The 17,262-nt window shown below is 63.3% G+C and carries 25 protein-coding genes; 9 read left to right on the top strand and 16 right to left on the bottom strand.

Translation table 11 applies throughout. The annotated features are described in order from the left end of the window. Positions 1 to 97 precede the first annotated feature (97 nt). Complete coding sequence (locus tag I6F31_RS02940) at positions 98 to 418, bottom strand: hypothetical protein (RefSeq protein WP_036013200.1); 321 nt, start codon at positions 416 to 418, stop codon at positions 98 to 100. 598 nt (positions 419 to 1,016) lie between these two features. Here I6F31_RS02940 and I6F31_RS02930 point away from each other — a divergent pair. Both I6F31_RS02930 and bfr read left to right on the top strand, forming a co-directional pair. Next, positions 1,017 to 1,289, top strand: a complete 273-nt coding sequence (locus I6F31_RS02930; RefSeq protein WP_036013202.1) for a (2Fe-2S)-binding protein — start codon at positions 1,017 to 1,019, stop codon at positions 1,287 to 1,289. Positions 1,290 to 1,421: 132 nt separating this feature from the next. After that, on the top strand, positions 1,422 to 1,910 hold the full coding sequence (gene bfr / locus I6F31_RS02925; RefSeq protein WP_036013205.1) for a bacterioferritin: 489 nt from the start codon (positions 1,422 to 1,424) through the stop codon (positions 1,908 to 1,910). Between the two features lie 95 nt (positions 1,911 to 2,005). Here the strand turns inward: bfr and I6F31_RS02920 are convergent, their stop codons facing one another. Then, entirely contained in the window at positions 2,006 to 2,608 is a 603-nt protein-coding gene (locus I6F31_RS02920) for an MSMEG_1061 family FMN-dependent PPOX-type flavoprotein (RefSeq protein WP_225139114.1), read from the bottom strand. Positions 2,609 to 2,685: 77 nt separating this feature from the next. After that, positions 2,686 to 3,039, bottom strand: coding sequence for a hypothetical protein (locus I6F31_RS02915; protein ID WP_036013289.1), 354 nt, complete (start codon positions 3,037 to 3,039; stop codon positions 2,686 to 2,688). 254 nt (positions 3,040 to 3,293) lie between these two features. Here I6F31_RS02915 and I6F31_RS02910 point away from each other — a divergent pair, with 254 nt between their 5' ends. Then, positions 3,294 to 3,563, top strand: coding sequence for a DUF2277 domain-containing protein (locus I6F31_RS02910; protein WP_036013210.1), 270 nt, complete (start codon positions 3,294 to 3,296; stop codon positions 3,561 to 3,563). Positions 3,564 to 3,656: 93 nt separating this feature from the next. Beyond that, the gene (locus I6F31_RS02905) at positions 3,657 to 3,872 is read left to right on the top strand and encodes a hypothetical protein (protein WP_036013212.1); all 216 of its coding nucleotides are present in this window, start codon (positions 3,657 to 3,659) and stop codon (positions 3,870 to 3,872) included. Here I6F31_RS02905 and I6F31_RS02900 read toward each other — a convergent pair. The 3 genes from I6F31_RS02900 to fabG form a co-directional block, all read right to left on the bottom strand. Beyond that, on the bottom strand, positions 3,869 to 4,393 hold the full coding sequence (locus tag I6F31_RS02900) for a collagen-like protein (RefSeq protein WP_036013214.1): 525 nt from the start codon (positions 4,391 to 4,393) through the stop codon (positions 3,869 to 3,871). The two genes, I6F31_RS02905 and I6F31_RS02900, sit on opposite strands and share 4 nt — an antisense overlap. A gap of 172 nt (positions 4,394 to 4,565) precedes the next feature. Next, positions 4,566 to 4,814 carry a helix-turn-helix domain-containing protein gene (locus tag I6F31_RS02895; RefSeq protein WP_225115104.1) on the bottom strand — a complete coding sequence of 83 codons (249 nt, stop codon included), beginning with the start codon at positions 4,812 to 4,814 and terminating at the stop codon, positions 4,566 to 4,568. Positions 4,815 to 4,995: 181 nt separating this feature from the next. After that, positions 4,996 to 5,763 carry a 3-oxoacyl-ACP reductase FabG gene (fabG, locus tag I6F31_RS02890; RefSeq protein WP_225184658.1) on the bottom strand — a complete coding sequence of 256 codons (768 nt, stop codon included), beginning with the start codon at positions 5,761 to 5,763 and terminating at the stop codon, positions 4,996 to 4,998. A 111-nt stretch (positions 5,764 to 5,874) separates the two neighbouring features. Between fabG and I6F31_RS02885 the strand changes: the two genes are divergently transcribed. Continuing rightward, entirely contained in the window at positions 5,875 to 6,360 is a 486-nt protein-coding gene (locus I6F31_RS02885) for a J domain-containing protein (RefSeq protein ID WP_225184657.1), read from the top strand. Positions 6,361 to 6,439: 79 nt separating this feature from the next. On the opposite strand, the gene I6F31_RS02880 is transcribed toward I6F31_RS02885, so the two are convergent. The 3 genes from I6F31_RS02880 to I6F31_RS02870 all read right to left on the bottom strand — a co-directional run bounded on the left by I6F31_RS02880 (position 6,440) and on the right by I6F31_RS02870 (position 7,745). After that, complete coding sequence (locus I6F31_RS02880) at positions 6,440 to 6,691, bottom strand: hypothetical protein (RefSeq protein ID WP_036013225.1); 252 nt, start codon at positions 6,689 to 6,691, stop codon at positions 6,440 to 6,442. Positions 6,692 to 6,929: 238 nt separating this feature from the next. Continuing rightward, complete coding sequence (locus tag I6F31_RS02875) at positions 6,930 to 7,190, bottom strand: hypothetical protein (protein WP_036013227.1); 261 nt, start codon at positions 7,188 to 7,190, stop codon at positions 6,930 to 6,932. 171 nt (positions 7,191 to 7,361) lie between these two features. Further along, positions 7,362 to 7,745: a RidA family protein gene (locus I6F31_RS02870; protein WP_036013230.1), complete on the bottom strand. Its 384-nt coding sequence runs from the start codon at positions 7,743 to 7,745 to the stop codon at positions 7,362 to 7,364. Between the two features lie 519 nt (positions 7,746 to 8,264). Between I6F31_RS02870 and I6F31_RS02865 the strand changes: the two genes are divergently transcribed. Continuing rightward, a complete protein-coding gene (locus I6F31_RS02865) occupies positions 8,265 to 8,699 on the top strand; it encodes a hypothetical protein (RefSeq protein WP_225184656.1) in 435 nt (144 codons plus the stop codon). A 141-nt stretch (positions 8,700 to 8,840) separates the two neighbouring features. Here I6F31_RS02865 and I6F31_RS02860 read toward each other — a convergent pair whose 3' ends face one another. Further along, a complete protein-coding gene (locus I6F31_RS02860) occupies positions 8,841 to 9,536 on the bottom strand; it encodes a glutathione S-transferase family protein (RefSeq protein WP_225184655.1) in 696 nt (231 codons plus the stop codon). A 248-nt stretch (positions 9,537 to 9,784) separates the two neighbouring features. Here I6F31_RS02860 and I6F31_RS02855 point away from each other — a divergent pair, with 248 nt between their 5' ends. Further along, positions 9,785 to 10,330 carry a phosphohydrolase gene (locus I6F31_RS02855; RefSeq protein ID WP_225184654.1) on the top strand — a complete coding sequence of 182 codons (546 nt, stop codon included), beginning with the start codon at positions 9,785 to 9,787 and terminating at the stop codon, positions 10,328 to 10,330. A 14-nt stretch (positions 10,331 to 10,344) separates the two neighbouring features. On the opposite strand, the gene I6F31_RS02850 is transcribed toward I6F31_RS02855, so the two are convergent. Both I6F31_RS02850 and I6F31_RS02845 read right to left on the bottom strand, forming a co-directional pair. Then, positions 10,345 to 10,992: a glutathione S-transferase family protein gene (locus tag I6F31_RS02850; RefSeq protein WP_225184653.1), complete on the bottom strand. Its 648-nt coding sequence runs from the start codon at positions 10,990 to 10,992 to the stop codon at positions 10,345 to 10,347. A 214-nt stretch (positions 10,993 to 11,206) separates the two neighbouring features. After that, complete coding sequence (locus I6F31_RS02845; RefSeq protein ID WP_225185126.1) at positions 11,207 to 11,710, bottom strand: mismatch-specific DNA-glycosylase; 504 nt, start codon at positions 11,708 to 11,710, stop codon at positions 11,207 to 11,209. A gap of 107 nt (positions 11,711 to 11,817) precedes the next feature. Between I6F31_RS02845 and I6F31_RS02840 the strand changes: the two genes are divergently transcribed. Together I6F31_RS02840 and I6F31_RS02835 are read left to right on the top strand one after the other, a co-directional pair. Next, the gene (locus I6F31_RS02840) at positions 11,818 to 12,402 is read left to right on the top strand and encodes a DUF4145 domain-containing protein (RefSeq protein ID WP_225184652.1); all 585 of its coding nucleotides are present in this window, start codon (positions 11,818 to 11,820) and stop codon (positions 12,400 to 12,402) included. 111 nt (positions 12,403 to 12,513) lie between these two features. Next, positions 12,514 to 13,605 (top strand): hypothetical protein, encoded by a 1,092-nt coding sequence (locus tag I6F31_RS02835; RefSeq protein ID WP_225184651.1) that lies wholly within the window; start codon positions 12,514 to 12,516, stop codon positions 13,603 to 13,605. A 42-nt stretch (positions 13,606 to 13,647) separates the two neighbouring features. Here the strand turns inward: I6F31_RS02835 and thiC are convergent, their stop codons facing one another. From thiC to I6F31_RS02815, 4 genes are all read right to left on the bottom strand, one after another. Beyond that, complete coding sequence (gene thiC / locus I6F31_RS02830; protein ID WP_225184650.1) at positions 13,648 to 15,546, bottom strand: phosphomethylpyrimidine synthase ThiC; 1,899 nt, start codon at positions 15,544 to 15,546, stop codon at positions 13,648 to 13,650. Positions 15,547 to 15,717: 171 nt separating this feature from the next. Then, positions 15,718 to 16,326 (bottom strand): thiamine phosphate synthase, encoded by a 609-nt coding sequence (locus I6F31_RS02825; protein ID WP_225184649.1) that lies wholly within the window; start codon positions 16,324 to 16,326, stop codon positions 15,718 to 15,720. Continuing rightward, the gene (locus tag I6F31_RS02820; protein WP_225184648.1) at positions 16,313 to 17,095 is read right to left on the bottom strand and encodes a thiazole synthase; all 783 of its coding nucleotides are present in this window, start codon (positions 17,093 to 17,095) and stop codon (positions 16,313 to 16,315) included. Before I6F31_RS02820 ends, I6F31_RS02825 begins: the two co-directional genes overlap by 14 nt. After that, positions 17,089 to 17,259: a hypothetical protein gene (locus I6F31_RS02815; RefSeq protein WP_225149094.1), complete on the bottom strand. Its 171-nt coding sequence runs from the start codon at positions 17,257 to 17,259 to the stop codon at positions 17,089 to 17,091. Before I6F31_RS02815 ends, I6F31_RS02820 begins: the two co-directional genes overlap by 7 nt. Positions 17,260 to 17,262 lie beyond the last annotated feature (3 nt).

Genomic DNA, 17,262 nt, shown 5'->3' with positions numbered 1-17,262 from the left:
TCCACGGTAAACGCACACGGAGCTGTGACGAGAAAAAGCGGTCTTTTTCAGGCCCTGAGATGAACGGCGCATCCGTAGTGAACCGGCTTGGCGCGCCTCAGCCGCAGACTCGGACGCGACGGACGCGCCAGGCATAGCCATCCCAGAAGCGCTGCTTCTGCCAGACGCAGCCGCCGTAATAGTCGTCGGCAACATAGCCTGGACCCGGGGCGTAGTAGCGCGGCGGGTAGTAGCCCGGCCCATAGTAGCCATAGCTAGGCCCGTAATAATACGGAGAAGCCAGCGCGCCGCCGACAAGGGCGCCGCCGATGATCCCGGCGGCCACGCCTGCCGCGACACCGCGCTGGGCATGGGCCGGCGTTCCGGCCGTCAGGGCCAGAATGGCGACGGCAGCGACCGCCAGGAGCGACTTCTTCATTGCTTGACCTTTCAGACGAACACGCGGGAACCTTTGGACCGCAAGGTTCCATATTTCGCTTGAATGATCAATGAACGGCACCTTTGCCGGAGACGACCAATTGGTATGGGTCCCACCGGGAGACGATGATGGGCAACGCGATGGTTAATGCTTTGATTGCGGCCGGGATCGTTTTCGCGATCGGCTACGGCTGGATCGCACATCTCCAGAACCGCGCACGGCGCTCCCGCACCGCCGGCAGCCACGGAGGGAGTAGCGGGGACAGCACCTATTCCGGGACGAATGACGGCTTTTCGCTGGGAAGCTGGTTTTCCGGCGGCAGTTCGGGGAACTCTAGCGACAGCGCAAGCTGTTCGAGCAGCGATAGCGGCAGCAGCAGCGGCGGCGACTGCGGAGGGGGTGGCGACGGCGGAGGAGGAGGCGGTGGCGGCGACTAGTCCGGCTACAATCTTGATCCAGCGCAAGAGCTTGATTTAGAGCCGTTCTAGGCTTTGATCAGGCCAGTTTGGAATAGCTTCAAATACCTGTTTTTCCTTTTGCATCCGGCCGGCCTGTTAAATATCGATGATGGCGCATCACCGAAGGGCCTGCCGCTTCCATGATCGTTTGTTCCTGTAATGTGCTGAGCGATGATGATATCCGCGCCGCCGTCGCCGAGTCCGACGACGCCGTGCGGCATGCCAAGCAGGTCTATGGCTGTCTCGGCTGCAGCGCCGAATGCGGGCGCTGCGCCCGGACGATCAAGAGTATCATCGACGAAGCGCTCGGCCCCTGTGCGCAGTCCTGCTGCGCCGGCTGCCCGCATAGCCACACCGTGGCCGCCAACGACGAGACCGCCGAACCCGCCGAGTTCGCCCTCGCGGCCTGTTGAAAACTTCCGCAACTCCGGCTGAGCTTTTCCCCGGCTGGGTTCCCGTAGCCGGTTGCTCTCGCTCGCAAAGTGATTTAGAAGCGTTCTAAACTCGGTTTGGGACCGATTTGGACTGCAAAGCTGGAGTGAACCATGCAGGGCGACGCAAAAGTCATCGACTATCTCAACAAGGCGCTGCGTCATGAGCTGACTGCGATCAATCAGTACTGGCTGCATTACCGCTTCCTCGACAATTGGGGCCTGCTGGACATGGCCAAGGTCTGGCGCAAGGAATCCATCGAGGAGATGGAGCACGCCGACAAGCTCACCGAGCGGATCCTGTTCTTCGACGGCTTTCCGAACATGCAGGTGCTCGATCCCCTGCGCATCGGCCAGAACGTCAAGGAGATCATCGAGTGCGATCTCGCCGCCGAGATGAGCGCGCGGGCGCTCTATCAGGAGGCGGCGACCTACTGTCACAGCGCCAAGGACTATGTCACACGCGACCTGTTCGAGAAGCTGATGAGCGACGAGGAGCACCACATCGACTTCCTCGAGACCCAGCTCGATCTGATCGGCCGCATCGGCCTCGAGCTCTACACCCAGAAGCATGTCGGCGGGCTCGAGGGCGAGGGGCACTAAGCTCGGGCCCGGCTCCCTCCATCGTCATGGCCGGGCTTGACCCCGGCCATCCACGTGTTGCCGCACGACGCTTCGTTTTGCGGAACCGCTCTTGGCTACAGCTGCGTCTTGTAGAGCTCTTCCACGGCCTCCTGGCTCGCCGGTTCGCCGAGGCCGGTCTGCTCGTGAATGACCGTGACGATGCTCGGCATCACCGAGCGCTGCACCTTCTCCGACCCCCACAGCTTCGAGCGCATCAGCGCCTTGCCGCAATGGAAATAGACCTCGCTGACCGCGACGTTCAGCACCGCGCGCGGCGGCTTGCCGAATTCCACCATCGAGGCGAGCAGATCCGGGTCGGCCGACAGCGTGCCGCGGCCGCCGACGCGCAGCGTCTCCTCGATGCCCGGCACGAAGAACAGCAAATGCACGAAGCCTGAGCCTTCGACGACGTTGCGGAAACTGTCGATGCGGTTGTTGCCGGAGCGGTCGGGCATCAGCAGCTGGTTGGGGCCGGCGACGCGGACGAAGCCGATGCCGCCGCCGCGCGGCGAAGCGTCGACGCTGCCGTCCGCTCCCGATGTCGCGAGCACGCAGAATGGCGACATCTCGATGAATTTCTTCGCATGCGCATCGATCGCGGGCCGTGCCTTCGCGATCACGCGCGGGCTCGGCTTGGCATAGATGGTGGCGAGGTCTTCGGCGCTAAGATTGGTCAACGGCGTGCCTCTGCTTCAGCTGGGCTTCAAGCTACCCGATCGGGCCGTCGCCAGCCAATGGAAATCACCAAGGCGCGTTACACCGCATCCGCCGGCACGAAGCAGCTGATGATGATGGAGCCGCGGTGGTGGACGTACCACACCACGGCCTGGCCGATCGGATTGCCCTGGTCGCGGATGATGGCGCGTCCGGGCACCTCGATCCATTGTCCCTCGATCGGCACCCAATAAGCGCCATTGCGCACGTCATACTCGGTGCGATGGCCATCGGAGATGTCGCAGCAGGGAACCCCGTTCGGCGCGATCACGCTCTTGAACCAGGCGCGGATGTCGGGCGGAACGTGGTCGTATTGGCCATTGTCGCGCGCGAACGCAACGTTTGCCAGCGCTGTCGTCGCAACCAACCAAACGCACAGTGCGAGCCTGTGCATGCGATCCTCCTCGTCGCGTATCGTGCCATGGGCGCGCGATTGTCCTGCGCGTCTTTCCCTATCGTTGGCACGGATTAAGCCTGAGCCGTCACTGCAATGCATGCTCAAATAATATGCGATGCCGGCGCCCCCGCTTATGATGCGCTGCGAGATCAGCTTGTGGCGCATCCACCAAGTCGGTCGCAGAAGCGAGAAGGCGGATGTAGGATTTCGGCTCGGACCTTCGTCTTAAGGAAAACGCCGGGAGAAAGTGCATGTGCCGCAACATCAAGACGCTGTTCAACTTCGAGCCGCCGGCGACGGAGGATGAGATCCACGCCAGCGCGCTGCAATTCGTGCGAAAGCTGTCGGGTTTCAACAAGCCGTCGCAGGCCAACGAGGCGGCGTTCGATCGTGCGGTGGCCGAGGTCTCCGAGGCGGCGCGAAAACTCCTGACCTCGCTGCATACGAACGCGCCGGCGCGCGACCGCGAGGTTGAGGCGGAGAAGGCGAAAGAGCGTTCGCGGCTGCGCTTCGGTACGTGAGGTCAGGCAGCGTGCTCCGTGATCTGGCTCACGGTATCTGCTGCCTCGGCTTGCGATGGTGGCGGCCGGGGTTTTGATCGCCCGGAGCACGACATGAGCCACCCCCTTCTTCCTTTGAAAGCAGGTGCCATCGTCTTCACGCTGCTGTGGACCGCGTGGATGATGTGGTGGAGCGGCTCGTTCTCGAGCGCGAACGTGATCATCCTCGCCCTGTGCGGCGCGGCGGTCGGCTATTTCTGGTATCGCGCCATGCGCTGGCAATTCGAGCGCATGGGCATGCTGCCGCGGCGCGAGGATCGGCCCGACTAGACCCGTCGGCTATCCTTGCCCTGCTTCTTCTTTTTCTTTTTCTTCCTGTGATCGTCGACGTCATCGCCCTCGTCATCGACGATTGCCTCGTCGGTCTCCTGGACGGCGGCTTCGAGCGCTTCGCGCTCGGCGGCTTCGCGCTCGCGTTGGCGGCGGCGTTCGTCCCAGGCATCGAAGAGCTGGTCGAGCCAGGGCAGCACCTGCTCGATCGACGGCAATTGGCCGGGCGGACCCGGCTCGCCGCGCGGGCCTTGCGGCCCCGCCGGTCCCTGCGGCCCGGCAGGTCCCGGTGCGCCGGCTGGCCCACGCGGACCGGCTTCGCCCTGTTTGCCTTGCGGACCGGGCTTGCCGGGCGGCCCGGCCTTTCCGACCGGGCCCGGCTTGCCCTGCGGCCCGGGCTTGCCGCGTGCGCCGTCGGGGCCGCGCCGGCCCGGATGCCCCTGTGGCCCCGGCCGTCCCGGCTCGCCTTGCCGCCCGCGAGGCCCCTGAGGCCCCGGCCGTCGTCCCTGGTCGTCTGCCACGCCACCGCTCCCTTCACCTGGAGCAAGCTACTTAGCGGCGTTTGACGACAGCAGCAATTCCGCCCGCGCTTCGTGCCGGGCTTGATCAACATCAATCGGCGGCGCGAGCGCCCGCCTCATCGATCGCGCGTGGCTGCGCAGCGCGTCGTCGCTGGCCGATTGATGTCGTGCGCTAATCCTGACATGCGGGCACCTCGATGCCGGAGGCGGCATAGAGCCTGATCTTGTTGCGCAGCGTGCGTACGGAAAGGCCGAGCACGCGCGAGGCGCGCGTGCGGTTGCCGTCACAGCGCGCCAGCGTCTGGATCACGAGCTCACGCTCGACCTCGTCGACGGTGGCACCGATCAGAAGCGGAACGATCTGGTTCGGGGCAAGGAATTGTGCGTCCGGCCCGGACGCGGCGACATGAACAGTGGTCATCAAAACACCTCCCGATCAACGCCCGCTTCCATCGTCGGAAGCGGATCGAGAACCAACGACCCCCAAGCCGTGAATCTACGGTGGTCCGGTTTGGTTAATGAAAGGTTAATTGGAGGGGCTGCACCGAATTGATCTTGAGAATGCCCAGATGCCGCCGCGATTGGTGCGAGCCTCGCGTCCCTCACACCGTGCGATAGCCGCCGTCCACCATCACGATGGTTCCGGTGACATAGGCCGACAGATCGGAGGCGAGGAACACCGCGGGGCCGACGATGTCCTCGGGCTTGCCGGTGCGCGCCAGTGGGGTGTGATCGATGAAGGCCTGCACCAGCGCCGGATTGGTCGCGCGCACGTTGGCGTTGATGTTGGTCTCGATGAAGCCGGGGCCGATCGCGTTGACGCGCACGCCTTCCTTGCCGAGCTCGACCGCGAGCGCCTTGGTGAAGCCGAGCACGCCGTGTTTCGAGGTGGTGTAGGCCGCCGAGCTCGGCGTGCGCAGATGCACGAAGGACTGGATCGAGCCGATATTGACGATGCGGCCTTTGCTGGCGCGCAAGGGCGCGAGGAACGCCTGCGTCACGTTGAAGACGCCGGTGAGGTTGAGCGAGATGATGTCGTTCCAGTCCTTCGCCACCGTCTCGGTCTCCGCGGTGAAGGCGTTGCGGCGGGTGATGCCGGCATTGTTGACGAGGATCGAGACCTGCCCGATTTTGTCCGCGATCTGCCTGGCGAGCGCGAAGCAATCCTCGCGCCTGACGACGTCGAGCGCAAAGCTCTCGGCCTTGCCGCCCGCTGTCCGGATCTCCTGCGCGGCCTCCGCCGCCGTCTCGGCGTTGACGTCGAGCAGCACGACCTGCGCGCCGTCCCGCGCATAGCCGGTGGCGATCGCCCGGCCGATTCCGGAACCGGCGCCGGTGACGACAGCGATGTGGTTTGCGAGCAGCGCCATGGCAGTTTCCTCCCGTTTTCGTTTCGAAGTTTCACGAAACGCTAACGCGAAATTAAGGGGTCGGAAACGGCGGCCTTGGCATACTGATCCTGATTGCTAAACGTTGCGCGCATGATGGAACGGCTCGAAACCTGGAAACTCGCTCTGGAGCGGCTGCGGTCGGCGCAAGCGCCTGACTGGGCCGAGGCCGGCCGGCTGGTGGCCGAGATCGCGCGGATGAGCAGCGACGTCACGCTGCGCCAGGCTGCCGAGCAGGCGCTGCCGGTGCTGCGCCAGGCCGTCGACAACGACGATCATAGCGTGACGCTGGCGGCCCAGCGCCGCGTCGGTGTCGTGCTCGAGGTCGTGCACGATCTGACCGCGCCGCGCTTCGGCCGCCGCAACGCCGCGCCGAAGAAGCTTTCCAGCGAGGATCGCGCCCGCAAGGTGCTCGGCCTGCCGCTCGCGGTGCAGCTCACTTGCGAGGACATCAACCAGGCCTATCGCCGTGCCGCCAAGGGCCTGCATCCCGACCAGGGCGGCAGCGCCGAAGCCTTCATCGACCTCGCCGCCGCGCGCGACATCCTGATCCATCCGGGCGCGCACAAGGACGCGTGAGCGTCTCGGGCCTTCGAAAAGCAAACCGGGCAAGGACGCCCTCGTCCTTGCCCGGTTCGTCGTCCGCCGATCGATTATCTTACCACTTGCAGCTGCCGCTCTTGAGCGCGGCGTCCTTGACCATGAGTGCATCGACGAAGGTCGGCACGCTGGCGCTGGCGCGGTGATAGCCGGCCGGCCACGGCGTGGTCGGGATGCTCTCGTCCCAGATCTGGCAGAAGCCGGTGTCCTGCCAGCGGATCAGATGATAGCTGGCTTCGGCCGGGCTCGCGGCGACGAACGCGGTGACGGCAAGACCGGCGGCAGCGCACAGCATGGAAATACGACGCATGATCAGCTCCTCAAATGAATAATGTGATGCGCCTCCCGACAATGACGGGGAGGGGTGGTGCGGGACGCGCTTGGCACGCGCCCCGGACAAGATGTGAGTAGTTCCACCCGCAGCCGAGGTTCAAAAAATGTGCGTGGGACAGGTCTGATTGCGGCCGGGGAAGCGCTTCAGGCCACGCAAAGCAAAAGGGCGGATCGCCCGCGCGACCCGCCCTCCAAGCGCTACTCTCGCGCCCGGCTCAGAGCGTGCACTTCCGCTCGGTGCGCATCTTGATCTGCAAGTCCGAGGCCTGCTGGAAGGTCGGGAACGGCTTGCTGACGACCTTGTAGGTAGAGACCCCGAACTGGAACGGCTTGTACTGCAGGTCCTCGTTCCAGACCTGGCAGATGCCGGTGTTGTCCCAGCGGATCACGTAATAGCCGACCTTCGCGGAGGCGGGCACGGCGAACACGGAACTAGCGATGCCGGCAACGGCACTGAGCGCGAGAAGGCGACGCATGAAGTATCTCCTGGTGGGACATCGGTGGTGGGACATGGGACCGAAAAAATTCGTGCGGTAAAAGCAGGTCCTTTGCAAGCCGGGGGGCCGCCATTCACGGACATGTCAGCCGTGCCATGAGCATTTGGTTTGGACGCGTGCCAGATAGGTCACACGCAGCTGACTAGGCTCCTACTTGGCCAGCGAAGCGACCGCCTCGATCTCGATCAACATCTTCGGATCGGGCAGCGCCTGCACCACGCAAGTCGTGCGCGCCGGGTACGGCGGCGGGCCGAAGGCGCCGGCATAGAGCGCGTTCATCGCGGCGACGTCCGAGGCGCGGGTCAGGAGCACGTTGACCTTGACGAGATCATGCATGCCGGCGCCGGCCTCGCCCAGCACGCGCTTGATGTTGACGACGACATTGGCGAACTGCGCCTCGAAGCCATCAGGCAGCGCGCCTGATACATCGAAGCCGGGAATGCCGGAGACGAACAGGAGGTCGCCAACCCGCGTCGCAAAGGACAGCGGCGGCGCCTTGACGTGCGGCGGGGGCGCGAAATGCTGGATCGGCATGGGATCACCTCAGGACGGGGGCGGACGCAGGAGCGTAGCGGCTGGCGCGGGGATGCTCAAAACAAAAGTGCGAAAACAACCCCATGCACAGTAGGCGCCGCACGGAAATCATTGATGTTTTCCAGAATTCGCCAAACGCGAAGCATTCGGTTGCTCCGTCGGGCAAAACAGGGGCATTATGGCATGCTGGCGATGGTGGTCTTCGCCTCTCCCCGCGTGCGGCCTGCGCGTGGTGAGAGAGCAGGCCATTCACCCCGTCATTGCGAGGAGCCCTTGCGACGAAGCAATCCAGACTGCCGCCGCGGAGCGATTCTGGATTGCTTCGCGGAGCCTGTCATCGGGCCGCGCTTCGCGCGGACCCGTTGGCTCGCAATGACGGAGCATGAGGACCTTCCGCGAGTCTCGCCGCCGCCTTGCTTGCGGAAACGCCCGCCGATCATGTTGCCGCCCCGATCGATCAGGTACATTCGCTCCGTCTGATTCGAACCCTCCTTTAAAAAACAGCCCCCGGAGACCCCCATGAAGCTCGCATCCACCCTCCGCGCCGCGTGCGTCGCCATCGTCGCCCTGGCTGGCCTCTCGACGACCGCGCAGGCCGACAGCGGCTTCGTGACGCTGACGATCTACAAGGCGGGCTGGATCATCGGCGGCTCCGGCGGCTCGGGCGTGCTCAACTTCCGCGGCCGCTCGTACGGGCTTTCCACCGGTGGCCTCGACTACGGCCTGGTGTTCGGGGGATCCAAGACCGTGCTGCGCGGCCGCGTCAGCAACATCAACCGTCCCTCGGACGTTGCCGGCGTCTACGGTGCCGCCGGTGCCGGCATCGCCGTCGGCTCCGGCGCCCGCGCCATCGTGCTGACCAACCAGAAGGGCGCGGTGCTGGAGCTGACCGGCCACCAGGTCGGCCTGATGGCGAACGCGGATTTGAGCGGGCTTGCGATCACGATGCGGTAGAAGGGTGGAGTAGGGTGGGTTAGCCCTGCGGATGCGCGAAGCGAATCCGCAGGGCGTAACCCACCATTTCTGCCGCCTTGGAAAGAGAAGAGGTGGGTTACGCTTCGGACAGCGCTTCGCGCCGCTCGAAGCTAACCCACCCTACGATTTCCCGACCCTCGCATGCACCCGCTCGCAATGTGCGACGAGGTTAGCGTGCGCATCGACGAAGGCCTTCAGCGGCGTCGGGATCGGAAAGAAATAGATGTTGGCGATGAAGCCGTAGATGCCGGCATCAACGCTCGTCGGCGCCGCGCCGTGCACGAAGCCTTGCGCCGGCGCGATGTCCGCCAGCACCTGCAAGTCAGCGAGCCCCCGCGCGTAGGCCTGCTCGGGCGTGTAGCGACCGATGCCCTGGAAGTGATAGCGCTGCGCGTTGTAGGCCTTGGCCTTCTCGAAGCCGGTAGGGTCGATCTGCGGATGCTGCGCGATGAAGGCGTCGCGGAACGCCGGATAGAAGCGCTCGTCCTTCCAGCGCGAATAGGACATCACCCAGTAGAGATCGTCCAGCATGCGCGTGACGAGATGGTCGGTGCGGCGCTGTTCCGATGACAAGCCGGCGTCGATCGTGAGGCGGTATTTCTTAGTCGCGTGCGCGATGATGGTCTCGCTGTCGCCGATGATCTCGCTGTCGTCGACGATGTAAGGCAGCTGCCCGCGCGGCGCGGCCGAGGCATCGAAGACGTGCTCATGCACGAACGGCACGCCCGCGAGCTTGAGAAACGCATAGACCTTGAGGCCGTAGCCGTTGTTGTCGGCGACGCCGAAGAGTTCTGGGTAGGAGTAGAGGGTCAGCATGGGCGGGCTCCTCCGGGGTGACGGAGGCCAGCATGCTAGGGAGTGGAAACGGATGCAATTCTCGTGGCCCGCATGAGCGCAGCGACATGCGGGAATGGGGTCCCCGGATATCGCTTGCGCTCATCCGGGCCACGTCAGAGCGCCATTTGCGAATTGCCTTTTGCGCAATAGGATGACCGCGATCCTCTGGTCCGGGAGATGACGATGGCCATCAACAAGGACAAGATCGACGACGTGAGACTTCGCCCATGACCCGCGACGAATTGGTCGCTGCCTATGCGGCGCCCGGCCGCCACTATCACAATCTCGCGCATATCGAGGATTGCCTGGCCGCGCTCTCGCGCGTCGAGGGTCTTTCTGCCGCCGAGCGCGAGATGCTGTCGGAGGCGATCTGGTGGCACGACGCCGTTTACGATCCGACGCGGACGGACAACGAGGAGCGCAGCGCGGAGCTCGCCGAGCAGCACGTTCGCGCTGAGCTTCGCCAGGAGGTCGGCCGCCTGATCCGGCTGACCAAAACGCACGACGTTCCTCCGGGCGATCGCCTCGGGGCGATCCTGATCTCGATCGACCTCAGCATTCTCGGCGCCGATCCCAACCGCTACGGCGCATATGCTGCGGCGATCCGCCGGGAGTTCAGCCATGTCGCCGAGGACGACTATCGCGCCGGCCGCGCCCGTGTGCTGCGCCGTTTCGCAGCACGCGAGGTCATCTTTCCCGATCCCGTCTTCGCCGCGACCTTCGATCGCCAAGCCCGCGCGAACCTCGCCCGCGAACTGGCCCAACTGAGCTGAAGCGGCTAACCGGGCTACGAACGCGACGCGGCCGTGAACACCGCCAGCTGCGCCTCGAACGCCCGCCTGAATGCCGGCCGCGCCTCGCCGCGCGCGACATAGGCGGCGATCTCAGGAAATTCATCGAGCAGGCCTGACGTATTCAGCCGCCGCAGCACGGTCACCATCATGAGATCGTCGGCGCCGAAGGCGCCGTCGAGCCAGTCGGCCTTGCCGAGGCGGCGGGACAATTCGCCGAGCCTGATGCGCACGCGCTCCTGCAAGCTCGGCAGGCGCTCGGCGTACCAGCTCCTGTCGCGCTCGAACAGCATGGCCATGGTGAGCTCGACGATCGGCGGCTCCACCGTGCTCAGCGCGGCAAACATCCATGCAATCGCGCGGGCGCGCGCATTGGCATCCTTCGCCAGCAAGCCATCATGGCGTTCGGCGATGTAGAGCACGATCGCGCCTGACTCGAACAGCGTGAGATCGCCGTCCTCATAGGTCGGAATCTGCCCGAACGGATGCAGCGAGCGATGCGCGGGCTGCTTCATCGCGACGAATGAGAGGAGGCGAACGTCGTAGGGCTGCCCGACCTCTTCCAGCGCCCAGCGGACACGCATGTCGCGCGCCTGCCCGCGGCCGCGGTCGGGCGAGGATTCGAAGGCGGTGATGGTGGGCATGGGGGGCTCCATGTGCGTCGCGCTTGGTCCGGAGGACGATTGGCGGAGACGGATTCCGACACTCGTCTTGTAGGGTGGGTTAGCCGTTTCCATACGCGGTCCATCCCCACGGGACGGGGCAAGGCGTAACCCACCACGTCTGCCTCCGCGGCGACAGAAGTGGTGGGTTACGACGGGCGGACTGCGCTTCGCGCATTCGCACGTCTAATCCACCCTACGCAGCGATCCACTTGGCTAACTCCCGCCACGGCTCCAGCGTCCAATGCCCGGACGCAGCTCCTGATGGCGAGGGCAGCACGAATGTCTCCGGCCAGCTTCCATCCGACGGCTGCCGTCCCAGCGCAATCGCAGCCGACGGTCTGCCGTAAAACAAGCTCGCCGCCTTCTTGCTCGTGAAGGCAATCGTCCGCGGCCGGTACTTCTCCATCTTCGCCCTGAACCCCGGCACGTCGATCGTCTCCGCCGCGATCTGGTGATCCATCCCGGTGTCCGTCTTGGACAGATCGGTGAAGCCGATCCCGAGCTCGATCAGCGACGCAAACTCGCTTGGCTGATAGCGCCGCGGCGTGATCCCGGCCTCATGGAGCGCGCGCCAGAAGCGGTTGCCGGGATGGGCGTAGTAGTGCCCGAGCTCGGCCGAGCGCGTCGAGGCGGCGGTGCCGACGAAGACGAGGCGGAGGTTGGGGCGGATGAGGTCGGGGAGGCGGGCGAGATTCATTTCGGTCAAAGTAAGCGTTCGTCGCTTTCTCCAGTGTAGCCTTTGGTCTAATAGCATAAATCAATCTAAAATTGAGAAGGTAAGTATCGACGCGTGAGGATATTCTTATGGATTGGAAGCAATTTTTTGCGAGTGCGATTGGATCGGTAGCTTGGCCGGCAGCAATCGTTGCGATCGTATATGCGTTCAAAGATCAACTTCGGATATTAATTGTCCAAATAAGGAGAATAGGGGCGGCAGGGGTCAATGTCGAACTTTCAGAGAAGGTTGGCGAGGCGGTCGATGCAGGTGAGGTTGTGCAAGTAGAAAAGGGCTTGATTGCCCCCGATGTCATAGGCCTAGATCCGACGCTCCTGCAATTAGCGAAATCGTTCCCGGAAGCTGCGCTGATTCAATCGTTCAAAGAGCTAGAAGCTCTCATTCTCAAGCTTCGCGCGAGGATGCCTGATGATCGCCCAGCTCGAAACCTCTACGAAGTTCTAAAGGCTTTAGAGAAGCAGAAATTTATTCCGCTAAGTGCAATTACTCTCTTTCAGAGCTTGCGTGAAGCGCGAAACGCCGCTGCGCACGGAGGAAGTGCGGGGGAATTGTCGTCGAGCGAGGCTCTCGACCTAATCCAGCAGATTAAACTTTTGCAGGAAGTGTTGCGCCCTGTGCTCGAACAGTTGCCGCAGAAGAGTTCTCGCATCTAGGCGGCCTCAATGCTCGTAAAGCAGCTAGCCGTAGAGGTGGATGAAAGTACTTGGGGGCGCAATCCCATTCCCTCGTGGCTTGGGGGGGCTTCGGGCATTCACAGGCTCGACATGAAGATGGCGCTGCTTATGCTCGGTTCGCTAACGTTGCCGAGTCTGATATCGCCTGCATCGCCAGCGCGAACATGGGCTTGGCTTCGATATTTTCTTGCGATTACTGATGCTGACGATTTTCGAATAACGAGAGATTTCTCCGAGCTCGATCCACATCTGAAGTCTATTCTGAGCGACGATCTCGGAGTGGCCCTTTCGACTCAATGGCTATTCGACCGGCTAGGTGGTTTTCAAGATATTGTCGACGGCCGAAGTTTTATGCTTCAGTTTCCTCATCGTTTGAAGAAAAGAGCAAACGCCCCGACCGCGAAAGTAGGGCCGAGCAAGGCGCCTGACTATGTGGTTCTTGATAAGGCAAATAAGTGGCATGTCCTTGAATGTAAGGGGACGCAGTCGGGGGCGGGTGTGCGCGATGGATACCTAACGGATGCGTTATCTCAAAAACAGGTCATCCTTCTGAATGACAATATCCGAGGTGAGCGGCTCGCCGCTGGGTTGTCGATTTCACATGAGGATAGGCGTCGAAGTAGTAGTCTGCGGGTTATTGATCCGGAAGTTGATCCTATTCTGACTCTAGAATCGTCAGACGTACCAGAAATCAAATCGAAAGTACGTCGCCTATCAGTCGCTCGCGCGCTTGGGATGATTGGGTTGAACGAGGCCTCGATGGAATTGTCGTTGCCTCCGGACGCCTTGGAGGCAGGTGATTACTTAAAATACGTAGAGAAACACAGAATGCGCGAAGCCACCCAAGCTCGCTCAGAGCGAGCGTCCGGTGAACTGCAGTCGCGGGATCTCGATCACTTTACGCTCGGTTCCAGAGGTTTTGAAGGCAGGACAATAACGATCAACCTTCCGGGCTTGGTTAGGGGGCAGTCCTTCGACACTCTTGTAGTTCGCCAAGGTGTCGACAGTGACTTGCTGCACGAACTGGCATCGGTCCCTTCGTTTTCTGGGGATGATATAGACACGCGCATAGATACAAGATTGTCCGACGCCGTCGTGGAGATGGTTTCAGACGGGACGCGCGTGATCCTGAAGCAGGGTGAGCTGCTCTTCGCTGAGTTGATCCTTAAGAGAAGAGCGTAGGGCCGGTATTGCGCCGGCCTTGGGTCCAAACGCGGAGATACCTCACAACACCCGATTGCTCTCCTTCACCTTCTCCGCATCCAGGTACAAGCTCTCCCCCATCTCCTTGAACTTCGCGCTCATCTTCGCCATGCCGTCCTCGGCCGTGCCGCTCATCGACATGCCCACGCTGTTCGGATCATTCAGCGTTGCCGCGTAATCCCGCACGTCCTGCGTGATCTTCATCGAGCAGAATTTTGGGCCGCACATCGAGCAGAAATGGGCGACCTTGTGGGCTTCCTTCGGCAGCGTCTCGTCGTGGAAGTTTTTCGCGGTGTCGGGATCGAGGCCGAGGTTGAACTGGTCGGTCCAGCGGAATTCGAACCGCGCGCGGGAGAGGGCGTCGTCGCGCAGTTGCGCGGCGGGGTGGCCCTTGGCGAGGTCGGCGGCGTGGGCGGCGATCTTGTAGGTGATGACGCCGGTCTTGACGTCGTTGCGGTCGGGCAGGCCGAGATGCTCCTTCGGCGTGACGTAGCAGAGCATGGCGCAGCCGAACCAGCCGATCATGGCTGCTCCAATGCCTGACGTGATGTGGTCGTAGCCCGGCGCGATGTCGGTGGTCAGCGGCCCGAGCGTGTAGAACGGCGCCTCGCCGCACTCCTTGAGCTGCTTGTCCATGTTGATCTTGATCTTGTGCATCGGCACGTGGCCGGGGCCTTCGATCATGACCTGGCAGCCCTTGTCCCATGCGATCTTTGTGAGCTCACCGAGCGTCTCCAGCTCCGCAAACTGCGCGCGGTCGTTGGCGTCGGCGATCGAGCCCGGACGCAGGCCGTCGCCGAGCGAGAACGAGACGTCATACTTGCGCATGAGGTCGCAGATCTCGTCGAAATGGGTGTAGAGGAAGCTCTCCTTGTGATGCGCCAGGCACCACTTCGCCATGATCGAGCCGCCGCGGGAGACGATGCCGGTGACGCGGCTGGCGGTGAGGTGGATGTATTGCAGGCGCACGCCGGCGTGGATGGTGAAATAGTCGACGCCCTGCTCGCACTGCTCGATCAAGGTGTCCTTGTAGAGCTCCCAGGTCAGCTTGACGGGATCGCCGTTGCACTTCTCCAGCGCCTGGTAGATCGGCACGGTGCCGATCGGCACCGGCGAGTTGCGCAAAATCCACTCACGCGTGGTGTGGATGTTGCGGCCCGTGGAGAGGTCCATCACGGTGTCGGCGCCCCAGCGGATCGCCCACACCATCTTCTCGACCTCCTCCTCGACCGACGAGGTCACCGCCGAGTTGCCGATATTGGCGTTGATCTTGGTCAGGAAGTTGCGGCCGATGATCATCGGCTCGAGCTCTGAGTGGTTGATGTTGGAGGGGATGATGGCGCGGCCGCGCGCGATCTCGTCGCGGACGAACTCGGGGGTGATGAAGGCGGGCACCGAGGCGCCAAAGCTCTCGCCGTCGGCGAGGGCGGCTTCGGCGCGCTCGAGCTGTTGCTTGCGGCCGAGATTCTCGCGCGCGGCGACGTAGATCATCTCCTTGGTGATGATGCCGGCGCGGGCGAATTCGAGCTGCGTCACCTTGTGGCCGTCGAGGCCGCGCAGCGGCTTGTGATAGGCCGAGAAGGCGCGCGCGGCCTTGTCGGTGGAGACGCTACCATTGTCCTCCGGCTTGATCTGCCGGCCCTCATATTCCTCGACGCCGCCGCGCTCCAGTACCCATTGCTTGCGGTTGCGCGCCAAGCCGGCATTGACGTCGATGGTGACGGAGGGGTCGGTGTAGGGCCCCGACGTGTCATAGACCGGCAGGTTCGGCTCGCCCGCGCCTTCAGACAGGATGATCTCGCGCAAGGGCACGCGGATATCAGGCGCGGCGTCGGGGGTCGCGAAGATTTTTCGCGAGGAGGGCAGCGGGCCGGTGGTGACGGCGGGGACGGTTTTATCAGGGTTGGAGCGGATGTTCATGGGATCCTCCGGTTTAATTCGTTTGCATTGGCGCCGAGACGACGCTGGTGAATTCTTGCTCCGTCATTGCGAGCGCAGCGAAGCAATCCAGAAATGCATCCGCGGAAGCAGTCTGGATTGCTTCGTCGCAAGGGCTCCTCGCAATGACGAGTGGAGGGAGCGGGGCGATCATCACGCCGCCTCCTTCGAACCGTCGAGCCATTGCCGCACGCGGGCGTCGGGGTCGGGGTTTTGGGTGACGTCGGAAACCACGGCGATCGAATCCGCGCCCGCGGCAAAGATCTCCGCGGCGTGCTCGAACTTGATGCCGCCGATCGCGACCAGCGGGATGTTGCCGATGCGCTGCTTCCATTCGGTGATCTTCGGAATGCCTTGCGGCTCGAAGCGCATCGATTTGAGCGTGGTGAAGAAGATCGGGCCGAGCGCGACGTAGTCGGGCTTCGCCGCCAGCGCGGTCTCAAGCTCGGCGTCGTCATGGGTGGAGATGCCGAGCTTGAGGCCGGCCTCGCGGATAGCGCCGAGATCTGCGTCTGCAAGATCCTCCTGGCCGAGATGCAGGTATTGTGCACCCGCAACGATCGCTGCGCGCCAATAATCGTTCACCACCAGCTTGGCCTGCGTGTCCTTGGTGATGGCGAGCGCGTCGGTGACGATCTGCAGCGCGTCGGCGTCGTTCAGCTCTTTGGCGCGCAGCTGGATGGTGCCGACGCCGAGCTTGGTCAGGCGTTCGACCCAGGCCAGGCTATCAACCACGGGATAGAAGCGATCAGGATACGGCATGCCAGAACGGGGTCCCAACGACAGGAGTGGAGGGCGAGGCGAAGTCGCGGGCGTTCATCAGCCCGGCCTCGTAAGCGGTGCGGCCGGCCTCACAGCCGAGGCGGAAGGCGTTCGCCATTGCGACGGGATCGGCGGCTTTAGCGATGGCGGTGTTGAGCAGCACGGCATCATAGCCGAGCTCGAACGCCTGCGCGGCGTGAGAGGGCGCCCCTAAGCCAGCGTCGACCACCAGCGTGATGTCGGGCAGCCGCTCGCGCAACAGTTTTAGCGCATCGCGGTTGGTGATGCCCTTGGCGCTGCCGATCGGAGCGGCCCACGGCATCACCACCTTGCACCCCGTTTCGACCAGGCGGCTCGCGACCGAGAGGTCCTCGGTGCAATAGGGGAAGACTTCAAAACCGTCCTTGATCAGGATGCCGGCGGCTTCGACCAGGCCGACGACGTCGGGCTGCAGCGTGTCGTTGTCGGCGATGACCTCGAGCTTGATCCAGCTTGTGCCGAACAATTCGCGGGCGAGCTTGGCCGTCGTCACCGCCTCGCGCACGGTGTGGCAGCCGGCGGTGTTCGGCAGCACGGTGACGTCGAGCTCGCGGATCAGCTTCCAGAACGCATCGCCGGTCTTGCCGCCGGCAGATTCGCGCCGCAGCGAGACCGTGACGATGTTGGCGCCGGAGGCGCGGATCGCGCCTTGCATGATCGCAGGCGAGGGATAGAGCGCGCTGCCGATCAGCAGGCGGGAGGCGAAGGTTTTGCCGTAGAAGGTCACCATGTCGGTGTTTCCTCGATTAACGCTCTCTCCGCCGTCATTGCGAGCGAAGCGAAGCAATCCAGAGATTCATCCGCGGAGACACTCTGGATTGCTTCGTCGCTGCGCTCCTCGCAATGACGGAAAGAACCCTGAACGGGCGGCAGATGGAAGGCGCGCTCCGTCATTCG

This window comes from Bradyrhizobium sp. NBAIM01 (assembly GCF_020194115.1).
GTDB classification, from domain to species: Bacteria; Pseudomonadota; Alphaproteobacteria; order Rhizobiales; family Xanthobacteraceae; genus Bradyrhizobium; species Bradyrhizobium yuanmingense.
This window is presented reverse-complemented; position numbering and strand designations above follow the sequence as displayed.

Bases quoted from the DNA above. Each gene is read 5' to 3' on its own strand.
- I6F31_RS02820 (WP_225184648.1), bottom strand. From the start codon at position 17,095: ATGGTGACCTTCTACGGCAAAACCTTCGCCTCCCGCCTGCTGATCGGC.
- I6F31_RS02860 (WP_225184655.1), bottom strand. From the start codon at position 9,536: ATGCTGACCCTCTACTCCTACCCAGAACTCTTCGGCGTCGCCGACAAC.
- I6F31_RS02835 (WP_225184651.1), top strand. From the start codon at position 12,514: ATGAAGATGGCGCTGCTTATGCTCGGTTCGCTAACGTTGCCGAGTCTG.
- I6F31_RS02855 (WP_225184654.1), top strand. From the start codon at position 9,785: ATGACCCGCGACGAATTGGTCGCTGCCTATGCGGCGCCCGGCCGCCAC.
- I6F31_RS02815 (WP_225149094.1), bottom strand. From the start codon at position 17,259: ATGACGGAGCGCGCCTTCCATCTGCCGCCCGTTCAGGGTTCTTTCCGT.
- I6F31_RS02850 (WP_225184653.1), bottom strand. From the start codon at position 10,992: ATGCCCACCATCACCGCCTTCGAATCCTCGCCCGACCGCGGCCGCGGG.
- I6F31_RS02885 (WP_225184657.1), top strand. From the start codon at position 5,875: ATGATGGAACGGCTCGAAACCTGGAAACTCGCTCTGGAGCGGCTGCGG.
- I6F31_RS02880 (WP_036013225.1), bottom strand. From the start codon at position 6,691: ATGCGTCGTATTTCCATGCTGTGCGCTGCCGCCGGTCTTGCCGTCACC.
- I6F31_RS02910 (WP_036013210.1), top strand. From the start codon at position 3,294: ATGTGCCGCAACATCAAGACGCTGTTCAACTTCGAGCCGCCGGCGACG.
- I6F31_RS02895 (WP_225115104.1), bottom strand. From the start codon at position 4,814: ATGACCACTGTTCATGTCGCCGCGTCCGGGCCGGACGCACAATTCCTT.
- I6F31_RS02875 (WP_036013227.1), bottom strand. From the start codon at position 7,190: ATGCGTCGCCTTCTCGCGCTCAGTGCCGTTGCCGGCATCGCTAGTTCC.
- I6F31_RS02825 (WP_225184649.1), bottom strand. From the start codon at position 16,326: ATGCCGTATCCTGATCGCTTCTATCCCGTGGTTGATAGCCTGGCCTGG.
- bfr (WP_036013205.1), top strand. From the start codon at position 1,422: ATGCAGGGCGACGCAAAAGTCATCGACTATCTCAACAAGGCGCTGCGT.
- I6F31_RS02845 (WP_225185126.1), bottom strand. From the start codon at position 11,710: ATGAATCTCGCCCGCCTCCCCGACCTCATCCGCCCCAACCTCCGCCTC.
- I6F31_RS02865 (WP_225184656.1), top strand. From the start codon at position 8,265: ATGAAGCTCGCATCCACCCTCCGCGCCGCGTGCGTCGCCATCGTCGCC.
- I6F31_RS02905 (WP_036013212.1), top strand. From the start codon at position 3,657: ATGAGCCACCCCCTTCTTCCTTTGAAAGCAGGTGCCATCGTCTTCACG.
- I6F31_RS02870 (WP_036013230.1), bottom strand. From the start codon at position 7,745: ATGCCGATCCAGCATTTCGCGCCCCCGCCGCACGTCAAGGCGCCGCCG.
- I6F31_RS02915 (WP_036013289.1), bottom strand. From the start codon at position 3,039: ATGCACAGGCTCGCACTGTGCGTTTGGTTGGTTGCGACGACAGCGCTG.
- I6F31_RS02840 (WP_225184652.1), top strand. From the start codon at position 11,818: ATGGATTGGAAGCAATTTTTTGCGAGTGCGATTGGATCGGTAGCTTGG.
- I6F31_RS02930 (WP_036013202.1), top strand. From the start codon at position 1,017: ATGATCGTTTGTTCCTGTAATGTGCTGAGCGATGATGATATCCGCGCC.
- thiC (WP_225184650.1), bottom strand. From the start codon at position 15,546: ATGAACATCCGCTCCAACCCTGATAAAACCGTCCCCGCCGTCACCACC.
- fabG (WP_225184658.1), bottom strand. From the start codon at position 5,763: ATGGCGCTGCTCGCAAACCACATCGCTGTCGTCACCGGCGCCGGTTCC.
- I6F31_RS02940 (WP_036013200.1), bottom strand. From the start codon at position 418: ATGAAGAAGTCGCTCCTGGCGGTCGCTGCCGTCGCCATTCTGGCCCTG.